At 49.5% G+C, this 12,565-nt stretch carries 12 protein-coding genes; 10 read left to right on the top strand and 2 right to left on the bottom strand.

Features of this window, described 5'->3' with window-relative positions:
• Positions 1-98: 98 nt before the first annotated feature.
• Together ACFRAM_RS09925 and ACFRAM_RS09920 are read right to left on the bottom strand one after the other, a co-directional pair.
• Positions 99-1,709 carry a DUF4179 domain-containing protein gene (locus ACFRAM_RS09925; RefSeq protein ID WP_379465730.1) on the bottom strand — a complete coding sequence of 537 codons (1,611 nt, stop codon included), beginning with the start codon at positions 1,707-1,709 and terminating at the stop codon, positions 99-101.
• Complete coding sequence (locus ACFRAM_RS09920) at positions 1,684-2,211, bottom strand: RNA polymerase sigma factor (RefSeq protein ID WP_379465729.1); 528 nt, start codon at positions 2,209-2,211, stop codon at positions 1,684-1,686. The genes ACFRAM_RS09925 and ACFRAM_RS09920 overlap by 26 nt, the downstream gene beginning before the upstream one ends.
• Positions 2,212-2,543: 332 nt before the next feature.
• Between ACFRAM_RS09920 and ACFRAM_RS09915 the strand changes: the two genes are divergently transcribed.
• The 10 genes from ACFRAM_RS09915 to ACFRAM_RS09870 all read left to right on the top strand — a co-directional run bounded on the left by ACFRAM_RS09915 (position 2,544) and on the right by ACFRAM_RS09870 (position 12,423).
• Entirely contained in the window at positions 2,544-3,671 is a 1,128-nt protein-coding gene (locus ACFRAM_RS09915; RefSeq protein ID WP_379465728.1) for a DNA alkylation repair protein, read from the top strand.
• A complete protein-coding gene (locus ACFRAM_RS09910) occupies positions 3,672-3,959 on the top strand; it encodes a Dabb family protein (RefSeq protein ID WP_379465727.1) in 288 nt (95 codons plus the stop codon). It abuts the gene before it with no gap.
• An 875-nt stretch (positions 3,960-4,834) separates the two neighbouring features.
• Entirely contained in the window at positions 4,835-5,764 is a 930-nt protein-coding gene (gene nikB, locus ACFRAM_RS09905) for a nickel ABC transporter permease (RefSeq protein WP_379465938.1), read from the top strand.
• 24 nt (positions 5,765-5,788) lie between these two features.
• A complete protein-coding gene (nikC, locus tag ACFRAM_RS09900; protein WP_379465726.1) occupies positions 5,789-6,610 on the top strand; it encodes a nickel transporter permease in 822 nt (273 codons plus the stop codon).
• A gap of 25 nt (positions 6,611-6,635) precedes the next feature.
• The gene (locus ACFRAM_RS09895) at positions 6,636-7,424 is read left to right on the top strand and encodes an ABC transporter ATP-binding protein (protein WP_379465725.1); all 789 of its coding nucleotides are present in this window, start codon (positions 6,636-6,638) and stop codon (positions 7,422-7,424) included.
• Between the two features lie 102 nt (positions 7,425-7,526).
• A complete protein-coding gene (locus ACFRAM_RS09890) occupies positions 7,527-8,339 on the top strand; it encodes an ATP-binding cassette domain-containing protein (protein ID WP_379465724.1) in 813 nt (270 codons plus the stop codon).
• A gap of 22 nt (positions 8,340-8,361) precedes the next feature.
• The gene (locus ACFRAM_RS09885; protein WP_379465723.1) at positions 8,362-10,050 is read left to right on the top strand and encodes a nickel ABC transporter substrate-binding protein; all 1,689 of its coding nucleotides are present in this window, start codon (positions 8,362-8,364) and stop codon (positions 10,048-10,050) included.
• Between the two features lie 3 nt (positions 10,051-10,053).
• The gene (locus ACFRAM_RS09880) at positions 10,054-10,806 is read left to right on the top strand and encodes a class I SAM-dependent methyltransferase (RefSeq protein ID WP_379465722.1); all 753 of its coding nucleotides are present in this window, start codon (positions 10,054-10,056) and stop codon (positions 10,804-10,806) included.
• Positions 10,807-10,812: 6 nt separating this feature from the next.
• The gene (locus ACFRAM_RS09875) at positions 10,813-11,562 is read left to right on the top strand and encodes a class I SAM-dependent methyltransferase (protein ID WP_379465721.1); all 750 of its coding nucleotides are present in this window, start codon (positions 10,813-10,815) and stop codon (positions 11,560-11,562) included.
• A 54-nt stretch (positions 11,563-11,616) separates the two neighbouring features.
• Entirely contained in the window at positions 11,617-12,423 is an 807-nt protein-coding gene (locus ACFRAM_RS09870; RefSeq protein ID WP_379465720.1) for an AAA family ATPase, read from the top strand.
• Positions 12,424-12,565 lie beyond the last annotated feature (142 nt).

The raw sequence follows: 12,565 nt of genomic DNA, 5'->3' as shown, positions 1-12,565 counted from the left end.
TAACGTGGGACTATATATTCTCATAAATAGCCAATTTAAAAACCCGCCCTTAAACTGGCTAAAAGAGGCGGGTAACAAACTAAAGTTTAGCTTAATTATTAGAGTTTAACTTCTACGTCCCGGCTCGGATCGCTGTATTTATAGATACCAGGGTTCAGTTCAATTTTTCCGTCAAAAGGAACATCTTTGTAGCTATCGATATTAGTTCCTGTAGATACCATACCTTTGGGTGTAATTTCAGGCACCACTTCTTTGCCATTAATACGTAACGTAGTTTGGTTAACGCCCTTGAAGCCAGGAGACTTGGAAGTCGACTCAACAATCAAATTTTCGCCTTCAGTATAGTACGTGAATTGAATTTCACAACCATCCACAGTCAGTTTGGTGAACTGCTTTTCCTGCTCAGGTTTATTTAGAGTGATCCAATTGTTAGAGGTATCACGTTTCTCAATAACAGCATCTTTTAATATAAGTTTCATTGGAACATCAGACCAGCTCTTATACCACTCCGGAGATTCAAATTGAAATAAATGCTGATAGCTTTCGGGATTGTCTCCTTTCAAATTTAACCCCCCAGTGATTGTTTTATCACCTACAACTAACTGGGCAGTTTTATAGTGAACAATTCCTTTTTTAAGCGAAACTTCTTCATCTATAAGGATTTGAATATCTAAAGGAGTAACCACCAATTGCTCTAAAGTTACACCTGTCTTTTCTTGAAATTCAGGGCTGGTATTCAGCTTCTTAGCATAAATAGCTTCACTAGCTTTTTTTCCATCGGCTTTAAAATCGAACGCCCAAGTACCCGAAATACGCTGTGCTTCTTCAATGTAACTAAAACGAAGACTAGCATCCTTCCAATCTCCTTCGGTCACATTGAATACCTGTTCAATAAACAAATCCGAACCTTCGTTAGGCATAAGGGTTGGAATGGCCGCTTTCTCTTGACCACCGATACTAACTACCAAATGTGGGTTACCACGGCCTGAGTCAGATGGTGATGCAGCGACTCTATAACGGACAATGGTTTGATTTTCAGCCTGTCGAATGGAATCGATATGAACGCTTGGATACTGTGCAGCCCCGGTAAGGATCGTATCTCCAGCTTGATGATTAGATTTTAAGGGAATATCCTTATTACGATAAAAAATGAGATTCTGTGCTTCAAACCTGTAATCTTTTTTACTATCCTTCAATGTATCAGGTGTTTCGTAAATACCAATGAGCTTCTGGGTTTCTGGATCGTATTCTAGATAACCTTGTACCTTTGATGTGGCACCGGATTCGTTAGTCATAGTATTTCGCTCTGTAGCAAATCCAATATAGTGGGTTAGGTCCATGTTTGTATCCAGAGAGATGAGCATTTTCATTGTTTCACCATCAGATACAACACCGTTCAAATTCATTGTAACTCCTGAACTGGAAGCTTTAAGATCATACTGCTGACCGATACCGTTATTTAATGCATTGGTCACACTGCGACCGCCAATTTTATTCCAATTAATCGTCACACCTGCGAATACAGGGATGCCGACAAGCAAAAAGCACGAGAATAGGATACTGATGGGAACAACTTTTATGCGATTTCCAGGGGTCCGTGAGGGTTGCAGATTAGCTTGGCGTTTATAGGCTTCTTGTTCTATGGCTGTCCACATGGAATCATAGTTTGGCTGAGGAATATGCTTATCCTTTTGAATATACTGACTCATTACTATTCATCTCCTTTAGCTGAGGTTTAGCCATACGATTTAGCAGTTGAAGTCCCTTGTTTAGTCTGGATTTTGCAGTTCCTTCAGGGATGTTCATAACTTTAGCGATCTCAGGCACAGTCAACTCGTTGATAAAACGAAGGACAACTACCATTCTGATTTTGTCAGGAAGCTTGCTGTATAGTCCTTGAAGTTCTTTTTGAGTTTCACGACGATATAAACTTTCTTCTACAGGGTTGGAAGCTTGAGATCTGGATAATAAATAATTGCGTACTTCTTTCATGAATCCGGTTTTGCGCCTTTTAAGAATACTGTTACATTCATTCGAAGCAATTCGTAAAATCCACGATTTAAGATCCCTTACCTTTGATCGATCAGCCAAGATTACTTTGACAAATACTTCTTGGCAAACATCCTCAGCATCTGCCTGATTTTTCATCAAATAGTAACAAAAATAATAGACCTGTTCTTTATAGAGTTCGAAAATTTCCCGGTCAGTCATTCTGCTGCACCCCCTTTTTTTGTTGTTCTCACCAATAAGACCGATAATAGAATGTAATCGTTCATTTTATTTATAGGATTGTCGAAACTATTTTATCGGATGGGTTAACAGAACTTGTAAGAGGGATTGCGCGGAGGAACGGTTTCTTATGATCTAGAGATCCTCACGCAAAGTAGAAATGGTCCCGCCCGTTGTTGCAGTAGCTCGGGTGGTTAACCTGACATAAGGCTGTCCAGTTACGTATGCTACAATTTCTCCAATGGGCATAATGGATGGATCAAGCGTTCATGCCGGAGTGTAGACAAGTTATAAATTGTATGGGGGGCAAAAGAATGGCCGAACCTTTGAAAGCCATGTACAATAAGGAGTTTTTGCACAGCCTCGCCGGGAAAGTACAGCGTGCCTATTCGTCGTTTGACTCGGAGGGCTTCTTCGCTGCGGCAATGGCGGAGCCGTGGGAGGAGTTGGAGCTAAAGGGGCGCATGAGGCGTATTACGCAGTCGCTAGGAGAATATCTACCCTCGCGTTATGAAGATGCACTGCGGGTTCTATATGAGATTGACAAGGATTGTGTTGGGTTCCCGTATCTGATCTTTCCCGACTTTGTCGAAGTGCATGGACAGGCCCCGGAACACTGGGAGTTGTCCATGGAGGCGCTCGAGCGGTTCACGTTAAAATCATCGGCAGAGTTCGCGGTAAGACCGTTTCTGCTGCGCGAGCCGGAGCGGATGATGGCGCAAATGCTGATCTGGTCCAGGCATGAGAACGAGCATGTCCGGCGGCTATCCAGCGAGGGTTGCCGGCCAAGACTGCCATGGGGGCAGGCGCTTCCGATGTTCAAGCGCGACCCGGCACCCGTGCTGCCTGTGTTGGAGCAGCTAAAGGCCGATCCGTCTCTCTATGTTCGCAAAAGTGTCGCCAACAATCTTAACGACATCGCGAAGGATCACCCGGCGCTGGTGCTGGAGATTGCGAAGCGCTGGAAGGGTCAGCATCCTGACACGGACTGGATCGTGCGGCATGGTTGCCGCTCCCTGATCCGTAAAGCAGATCCTGGGGTGATGGCCTTGTTCGGTTACGCCGAAGCGGATGATTCGGCGCCACTTGTGGTTTGCGCTTCCTTGACGGCCGCACCAGAAGCGCTAGGGATTGGTGACAGCAGCGAGCTGACGTACGAGCTGCGGGTCCGCGAAGGAGAGCCTGTCCGTATTCGCATCGAATATGGGATCGACTTTGTGAAAGCGAGCGGGAAGACCTCCCGCAAGCTGTTCCTCCTGTCCGACAAGACTGTCCCCGGCGGGACTAGGCTGGCGGGTACTCGCACGCACCGGTGGGCTGATCTGACGACCCGCCGTCATTATCCGGGCGAGCATCTTATTACGCTCTTGGTTAATGGACGTGAAGCTGCCACCACCCTGATTAAGCTGGAATTACCCAAAGAAGCAGAAGGAGGAGTATAGATGATTACGAATAACATGATGATCCGGTTGAAAGACCGGAGTCCCGAGAATATCGTAAAGGCAAAAGAGGTTTTGCTCAGTATGAGGGGGCAGATCGAGACTCTACGTGACCTGAGAGTGGAAATAAATATCCGTCACGAGCGATCTTCCTATGATCTGATGTTTGTAACACAATACGATTCTATGTCTGATCTTGATGCGTATATGGTACATCCCCTTCATATGGAGGTAACACAATATATCGGAAGCGTAATCGATACGGGAGCCTCTGTATGTTATGAATCGTAAATCGTAAAACCTGGATTGTTAGTGCTAAGAGCTGAGTGGTAAGTGCTAAGTGCCGTGCTAAGCACTGAACGCTAACGCTAAACGCTAACGCTAAACGCTAACGCTAAACGCTAACGCTAAACGCTAACGCTAAACGCTAACGCTAAACGCTAACGCTGAACGCTAACGCTAAACGCTAACGCTAAACGCTAACGCTAAACGCTAACGCTAAACGCTAACGCTAAACGCTAACGCTAAACGCTAACGCTAAACGCTGAACGATCATTGCTCCCAACTATGACTTTACGTCATAATCAGTGCCTGCCAAAATAACTTGGCCATAACAGTGTTATTATAACAACTTCGTTAATCTAACCTTCTGACCTGGTCAAAACAATCAGGATAGAAGAATGAGTCACGTAAGGGAACTAACGGAACGTATAGTCGTTATTTGCACATAAAGCAGCTTCTGTTACATGGAACGGACTCAGGAGACGCTATTTCCTCCTAAACCGTGGATTTTAAGCAAGTATTTCTTTAATAAGGCCACTGGAGTCCTTTATCTTCCTGAATGGTGAAATCCGTAGGCAATAAAGGCTCTGGGGTCCGTTGTTTTGTTACTTCGTTGTTTTATTGCTTTGTTTCTTCGTTGCTTAACGAAGCAAGCACTGATCTTAAGGCAGACCTTTAATTTAATAGCTATGAAGTAGGAGGTTCCCCCGATTCCGGTTAACGGCTGGGGGAGCCTCTTTACTATGGTTACACTATGTCTGCACTATGTTTGAGCTATAATCGCGTCATATTTCGACAAAATATTTATTTTTGAGACTATTAATTTTAAAAGATTATGTTATAATCGTAAACATTACGATTAAAGCAAGGGGATGTGAGCAACACTGATACGCTATCTGTTTCAGCGGCTTCTGCATATTCTTCCGGTGCTGCTCGGCATCTCCTGCATTACCTTTGCGTTGATGCACTTGACGCCAGGCGATCCCGCAGAGATTATGCTGCGGGCGGACGGCATCAAGCCTACAGCAGCGGCGATCGAGGTTACCCGCCATACACTAGGCCTCGACGGGCCGGTATACATACAGTATGGGCATTGGCTTAGCCGTGTGCTGCATCTGGATCTAGGGTCGTCTTATAGCAGTGGCCGGCCTGTTCTGACGGAGATACTGAGCCGTTTTCCCGCTACCGCGCTGTTGGCGATCTGCGGGATCATCGTCGCTTTACTGCTCGCAGTGCCGTTAGGTATCCTCTCGGCACTCTACCCGGACCGCTTGATTGACCGCTTGGGCCGGGTGTTCGCGCTGCTCAGTGTATCCATGCCGGGCTACTGGCTTAGCCTGCTGCTGATATACTATGGCGCGGTTAAGCTGAGACTCTTCCCGTTGATGGGAATGGAAGGGGGCTCCAGTCTGGTCTTGCCCTCGTTGGCGCTGGGCTTCGGCATGGCGGGTGTCTACATTAGGCTAATCCGCGCAAGTATGCTGGAAGCGTTGGGCCAGTTGTACATTAAAGCGGCCAGAGGTAGGGGTGTGCGGGAATGGTCTGTGATTGGCAGGCATGCCTTCCGCAACGCTCTGTTGCCAAGTCTTACTCTGCTAGGTGTCCAGATTAGCGGGCTGCTAGGTGGCTCGGTGATTGTGGAGACTGTATTCGCCTGGCCGGGCATCGGCCGATATGCTGTTGAGGCGATTTTTGCCAAGGATTATATCGTCATTCAGGGCTATGTATTATTGATGGCGGTTGTCGTCGTTTTGGTAAATCTGGTTGTGGATATAGGCTGTCTGCTGCTGGACCCGAGGATCAGGCTGCGCTAGAGCCGGAGAGAGGAGAAACTGCAAATGATTACTCTGCACTTGCCCAAGGGAAGTCGCGCAGCCATGGCTGGAGGCAGCATCGTATTAATATTTATTGTGATTGGAATCTTCGCTCCCTATCTGGCCCCATCCGATCCGCTGCAGATTCATATGGATCACAGACTGAGCTTGCCCTCTTGGGAGTATCCGCTCGGCACTGATCATTTGGGCCGCTGTGTCTTGTCCCGTCTGATCTATGGCACGCGTACTTCTCTATATTATGCCCTGATAGTATTAGGTGTCGTATTCGCCATCAGTATTCCTGTTGGCCTGATCGCCGGTTATGCCGGGGGAAAGCTGGATCAGCTGATTATGCGAATCATTGATGTATTGCTGGCTTTTCCCAGTCTTATTCTTGCGCTAGCGGTGACAGGGATGCTGGGGCCAGGCCCCGTGAACCTGCTGATTGCTTTTGCAGCCGTCTGGTGGACAGGTTATGCGCGGATTATCCGTGGCATGGTGCTGCAGATCAAGGAGCGCGATTTCATAATGGCGGCTAAAGCAGCAGGATCATCGCATCTACAGATTATGGTGCGGCATATTTTAACGAACGTTGCCCGTCCGATTCTTGTCTTGGCCTCCATGGAGGTAGGAACGATCATTCTGTCACTGGCCGGAATGTCCTTTCTCGGACTTGGCGCTCAGCCACCGGCACCGGAATGGGGCGTGATGCTGAATGACAGCCGAACCTATATTCAGACCGCACCACGCTTGATGCTCTTTCCCGGCCTCGTAATTTTGCTTGTCGTTGTGGGCTTTAATCTGCTGGGCGAGGGGCTGCGCAGAGCAGATGGCCGAATGCATTAATGAGTCAGGGAGAGGAGGATGACATTTGACGATAGAGACGTCCGCTATACTGCGGGTTGCGCAGTTAACTACCCGGTTCCATACACCGGGCAAGGTCATTACTGCGGTTGATAGCGTTAGCCTGGAGGTGAAGCCCGGGCAGATTGTTGCCCTGGTTGGGGAAAGCGGCAGCGGCAAAAGCGTCACGGCCATGTCGGTTCTCGGTCTGGTCGACCCGCCCGGCGTGGTGGAGCAGGGCGAGATTTGGCTCGGCGGCGTCAATCTCCGGGAATGTACGCCGCGCAGGCTTCGGGCGCTCCGGGGAAGTCAGGTGGGAGTCATCTTCCAGGACCCCATGAACGCCCTGAACCCGGTGCTGACCATTGGTGCGCAGATGATCGAGACGATCAGGCTGCACCGCCGGGTGTCCCGGGCCGAGGCGAAGGAGCTGGCCCGGGCTCAGTTGACCCGGGTCGGCCTGCAAGACCCGGATACGCTGATGACACAGTATGCGTTTCAGATCAGCGGTGGAATGTGCCAGCGGGTGATGATCGCGCTGGCGTTAGTCTCCCGGCCTCGCCTGCTTATTGCCGACGAGCCAACGACGGCGCTTGATGTAAGAGTGCAGGCCGGAATTCTGAAGGAGCTGGACCGGATCAGGGTGGAGGAGGATATTGGAATTCTCTTGATTACCCATGATTGGGGCGTTGTCGCCGAATTGGCAGATGAAGTCTATGTGATGAAATCGGGGCAGATTGTGGAGTTCGGGAATGTATTCGATATTTTCGAGAACCCCCGGCATCCCTATACCCGAGAACTTATAAACAGCAGATAACAACTAATATGGAATGGTTTAGAAAGCTCGCCGTATTTAATCATTATATGTCGTTCTGCGAATTGGAATTTGACTGCTAGATAGAGAGGAGGAGACTGCGCAATGAAACTGCTGGAGGCTGTAAGTCTTAGCAAAACCTACGGCAAAAAGCGGAGCTGGTTCACTACGCAGGCCGGGGCGATGCAGGCTGTACATAATGTGTCATTAAGTCTGGAACAAGGTGAGACCCTCGGGTTGGTTGGAGAGAGCGGCTCTGGCAAAAGCACGCTCGGCCGTTTGCTACTCGGTCTGGACAAGCCCACCTCTGGGAAGGTGATGTATCGGAGGCAGGATATCACGGGCCTCAGCCTAAAGCGGATGCGGAGTGTCCGGCACAGAATGCAGATGATTTTCCAGAATAGTCTGTCGGCCTTCAACCCGCTGTTTACCGTCGAACAGATTATCGGCGAACCGTTGAGAAATTATAGAGTGGGAACTGCTGAAGCGCGGAGGGAGAAGGTGCTGGAGAGTCTGGAGCGGGTCGGCCTATCCAGCCAGTATATAAGGAGATATCCGCATGAACTGAGCGGCGGCGAGCAGCAGCGGATTGGAATTGCCAGAGCCATCGTGCTTGGGCCGGAGCTGCTGATCTGTGACGAACCCTTTTCCAGTCTGGATGCGACCTTGCGGAGACAAATGCTGAATCTGTTGCTGGATCTGAAATCACAGCTGGGCCTATCCTATGTGTTCATTACACACGACTTGTCACTGGTCGACCGTTTCTGTGACCATGTGGCGGTAATGCACCAGGGGCAGATTGTTGAATGGCAGCGTAGTGAATGCATCCTGCAAAAAGCGGTTCACCCTTATACGCGCTCTTTGCTGGAGTCGGTACCGATCCAGGACCCTAGGTTAAGACAAGTAGCTTTATTTTGAATAGAGAAGAGGAGCAAATCATATGAGCAAGATGGAAAAGAGAAAAGATGTACGATGGAGCAAAGTATTTCTGGCTGCAGTGACAACGGCAGTCTTGGTCATTGCCGGATGCAGCAGCCACAGCGGTACTAACAAGGATAGTAGCAGCACTGCCTATGGAACTACGGCAAATGCAGTGACACAGCCTGCCAACAACACCGGTGATGACAACAAATCGATTACCGTGGCAATTGCTGCAGATCCCGGTATTGATCAATTGGACGCCGGTGCCTATAAAGGCTCAATGAATGTACATGCCATGATCTATGACGGGCTGGTGGAATACGGAGAGAAGGGCGAGATTTTGCCGGCACTGGCGGAGTCGTGGGAGATCTCGGAGGATGGCAAGGTCTATACCTTCCATTTGCGTAAGGGCGTCAAGTTCTCCGACGGTACGGATCTGAATGCAGCGGCGGTCAAGTTCTCTTTTGAGCGCTGGATAAAGGACCCGGCTAATTCCCTGAATATCGCAACGGCGATGCAGTCACTTGAAGCTGTGGATGACCTGACGATCAGAATGACATTCAATAAAGCTTACTATCCGTTCCTGACGGAGTTGTCTTTCGCAAGACCGGTCCGGATCATCAGTCCTTCCGCTGTCGAGCCTGCTGGCGATCCTAATGGAACTTTTGTTAAGGCGATTGGAACCGGGGCATGGATGGCGGAGAGTTATAAAACCGATCAGGAGGCGGTGCTCGTCAGAAACCCTTATTACTGGGGGGAGAAGCCGAAGCTGTCCAAGATTATTTTGAAGGTGATTCCAGATCCACAGTCCAGAGTGCTTGCGCTGCAGAACGGTAGCGTTGATCTTGCTGGAGGCCAGCTGGGCAAAATCCCGGTGGAGAGTCTGCCCGTCCTGCAAAAAGATTCTACGCTGAGCGTACAAGAAGCACCGGGGACGAATTCCCATTTCCTCGCTTTCAACGGTAACAACCCTGTCCTTCAGGATGTGAAAGTGCGTCAAGCGATCAATTTGGCGATCAACAAGAAGAGCATCGTTCAAGATCTTATGGGAGGAATAGGCAAGGAAGCCAAAGGATTATTCCCGCAGACCGTTCCTTATGTGACAGAAGATAATAGCACTTGGTACGGATTCGAGCCAGAGCAGGCCAAGGCGTTGTTAGCTAAAGCAGGGTATAGCGACACTGACGGTGATGGGATCGTGGATAAGGCAGGAGTTCCGCTGACACTGAATTTTGTGCTGCAGGAGTCCGAATTTCCGGAATGGAAATCCATCGGGGAGCTGATTCAGTCGGAACTTAAGGACATCGGCATTAACGTGAAGCTGCAGGTGCTGGAGCCGAATGCCTATTACGATACGCTGTGGAAAACGAAAGATTATGACCTGATCATCTATCGTACCTATGACGATGCGTACAATCCGCATGCCTTCCTCTTGTCGCTATTCCATAAGACAGGGGATGCTCCTGCTGTCGTCTGGTCCGATGCCAAGCTAGAGGCGCTGATTGACAAAGCCGTAGGTACGACCGATCTAAAAGAGCGGCAGTCTGCTTACGATAACATTTTCAAAAAGATGTACCAGGAAGCAATGTTCGCCGCCGTGTACTTCCCGGATGATATCTTTGTCGTCAATAACAGAGTGAAGAACTTCAAGCTGGGCTATACCACCTTTACTCCGGTTTTCTGGAATCAGCTGGACGTGGGTGAATAATCAATGCTTAAAGAGATTTCCAAGTATTGGACCGTCAGCTCCGAGGGCTATGACAAGGTCATCCGTGCCCAGTTCCGCAGTGCTAAAGCAGTGTCCATTTGGAAGGAGCTGTTGGAAGAAGGGTTACAAGGCAGGCAGGAACAGAGGGTGCTCGATGTGGGTACAGGCCCTGGTTTCTTCTCCCTGCTGCTGTCGCAGATGGGGCACCAGCCGACGGCAGTGGATGCTTCGCCAGGGATGATTGAACGGGCATCGGCTAATTTTGACCGCTTTGGCTACAAGGTGCCTTCATTTGTTGGGGATGCAGCTAATCTGGAGCGAATTGCCGACAACAGTTTTGACGCGGTGGTCTGCCGGGATGTGGTGTGGACTCTGCCGGAGCCGCAGAAGGCGTATGCGGAATGGCATCGGATTCTGAAGCCGGGCGGAGTGCTGATTGTTTTTGACGGGAATTATTTGTATCAGGAGAAGCGTTCTCTGTTCCATAAGCTGTGGTATGCCTTATCCTGGACGTTGATTCTATTCACGGAAAAAAGAGTCCGGCGTCGCAGCAGTCGTGATACAGCGTTGCTCGGGAGGCTGCCGTTCGTCAATGTCCTCCGGCCAGAAGCGGATGAAACGGCTCTCCAACTTGCTGGATTCAAGAGTATCCGCATTCGCCGCAACTTCATTCCGGCCCGTCGGCAACCTCTCCATCATTTGAAATATGGAGTTCAGAACGTACAACGTTTCATGATAACCGCCACAAAGGAGTAGAAATCCATGAGTATACAGCAAGAAGTAAAGACCTATTGGGAGGGCGAGGCCGAGCTATACAGTGAAGGCATTCGCCAGGAATTAAATGGTTTTCAGAGACAGGCCTGGCTGGACCTTATTCTAGAGCATGCCCCGCAGAAAGAGACCCTGAAAGTGCTGGATATCGGCTGTGGTCCCGGATTCTTCTCCGTGATCCTGTCGAGCGCGGGTCATCTCGTTACCGGGATTGACTGTACAGACAATATGCTGGAGCAAGCACGCAGTCATTCCGATCGGGAAGGTGTTACGGTTACATTCCGGAAGATGGATTCGCATGTACTGGATTTTGGTGACGATAGCTTCGATCTTCTGGTATGCCGGAACGTCACATGGAGTCTGGCTGATCCCGAGGCGGCGTATAAGGAATGGAAAAGAGTGCTGAAGCCGGGTGGGCGTCTCCTGGTCTTCGATGCCAACTGGAACCGTCATCTAGTAGATGACGAGATGAAAGAGAAGCGTGAAGGCGATTACCGCGACTATGAAGCGAAAGGCTGGGGCAGTCCGCCGCGTCACATAGACTGGGAGGAGTCCGATAGACTTAGCAGACTTCTGCCGCTGACCCGGGAATGGCGGCCGGCATGGGATGTGCGGACGCTGGAGAAGGAAGGCTTCGCCAAGGTGTACAGCAAGGAGAATCTGTCGTCCCTAGTGATGGATGAGAGGGAGCAGCTCCTGACCCGTTCCACCCCGGTTTTCATGGTGTGCGCAGAGAAATAATTCGGCTGGCAATAGGCTTAATGAATTTATCAGCTAAAGGAGTATTCTTATATAATGAACAAAAGTAGTTCTGCTGGACGGCTTCCGAGGGCCAAAGGAATAGACATGGCTACCTGCTATATGCCCAAGGAATGTGCCAGAAAAGTCCGCCACCTCGTCTTGCCTACGGTGAACCAGAAGATCGTTGAAGAGTTTATTACGATTCTCGGCATGCGTGAGACCTTCGAGGAACATGGTGTTCCTATTCCGAACAAGATTGTGATGTACGGTCCCCCAGGTACCGGGAAGACGTTGACCGCCTTTCATCTCGCGAAAATGTTGGAGCTTCCGCTCATTCTGGTCCGGCTCGATGCGCTTATTCATAGCCACTTGGGCGAGACCGGAAGCAATATCCGCAAAATTTTCGAGTATGCCAAGCAGTCGCCTTGCGTACTCTTCCTTGATGAATTTGATGCCATTGCCAGGACCCGGGAGAGCGGCGATGAAGTTAAGGAGATGGCGCGGGCAGTCAATACGCTGCTGCAATGTCTGGATGACTTTGGAGATAATAGTATCTTTGTAGCAGCCACCAATCTGGAAAAAGAGTTGGACCGCGCCATTTGGCGACGCTTTGACACCAAAATGACTTATTCTCTCCCCGATAACGAGAGCAGAGAGCAATATATCAAGCTGTTGATCGGTGAATTCGGACAAGAGGAAGGATTGGCTGAGCTCGCTTGTCAGCGGTTGACGGGTTGTAGCTTTGCCGATATCGAACAGATCATTCTGAAAGCCAAGCGCAAAGCGATTATTGCAGGCCTTCCGCTATGCTGGCAGCATGTCTCGGTCTCCTATGACGAGTATAATCCGGCTGTCCAGTAGCGTCTGAACATCATCGATAACGGTACGACAAGAAGCCTTTCCATAAAGGGGATTCCCTTTTGGAGAGGTTTCTTTTAATTGGGTTACATTTTATTGCTGAAAAAGAATACACTTTTGTGACCTTTTCCACACTCTTCCTATT

This window comes from Paenibacillus sp. NPDC056722, from assembly GCF_042790635.1.
Taxonomy (GTDB): Bacteria; Bacillota; Bacilli; order Paenibacillales; family Paenibacillaceae; genus Paenibacillus_AQ; species Paenibacillus_AQ agri.
This window is presented reverse-complemented; position numbering and strand designations above follow the sequence as displayed.

What these genes read in the sequence shown, in the direction of transcription:
- ACFRAM_RS09915 (WP_379465728.1), top strand. Translation starts at nt 2,544, where the DNA reads ATGGCCGAACCTTTGAAAGCCATGTACAATAAGGAGTTTTTGCACAGC.
- ACFRAM_RS09885 (WP_379465723.1), top strand. Translation starts at nt 8,362, where the DNA reads ATGAGCAAGATGGAAAAGAGAAAAGATGTACGATGGAGCAAAGTATTT.
- ACFRAM_RS09875 (WP_379465721.1), top strand. Translation starts at nt 10,813, where the DNA reads ATGAGTATACAGCAAGAAGTAAAGACCTATTGGGAGGGCGAGGCCGAG.
- ACFRAM_RS09925 (WP_379465730.1), bottom strand. Translation starts at nt 1,709, where the DNA reads ATGAGTCAGTATATTCAAAAGGATAAGCATATTCCTCAGCCAAACTAT.
- ACFRAM_RS09910 (WP_379465727.1), top strand. Translation starts at nt 3,672, where the DNA reads ATGATTACGAATAACATGATGATCCGGTTGAAAGACCGGAGTCCCGAG.
- nikC (WP_379465726.1), top strand. Translation starts at nt 5,789, where the DNA reads ATGATTACTCTGCACTTGCCCAAGGGAAGTCGCGCAGCCATGGCTGGA.
- ACFRAM_RS09920 (WP_379465729.1), bottom strand. Translation starts at nt 2,211, where the DNA reads ATGACTGACCGGGAAATTTTCGAACTCTATAAAGAACAGGTCTATTAT.
- ACFRAM_RS09890 (WP_379465724.1), top strand. Translation starts at nt 7,527, where the DNA reads ATGAAACTGCTGGAGGCTGTAAGTCTTAGCAAAACCTACGGCAAAAAG.
- ACFRAM_RS09870 (WP_379465720.1), top strand. Translation starts at nt 11,617, where the DNA reads ATGAACAAAAGTAGTTCTGCTGGACGGCTTCCGAGGGCCAAAGGAATA.
- ACFRAM_RS09880 (WP_379465722.1), top strand. Translation starts at nt 10,054, where the DNA reads ATGCTTAAAGAGATTTCCAAGTATTGGACCGTCAGCTCCGAGGGCTAT.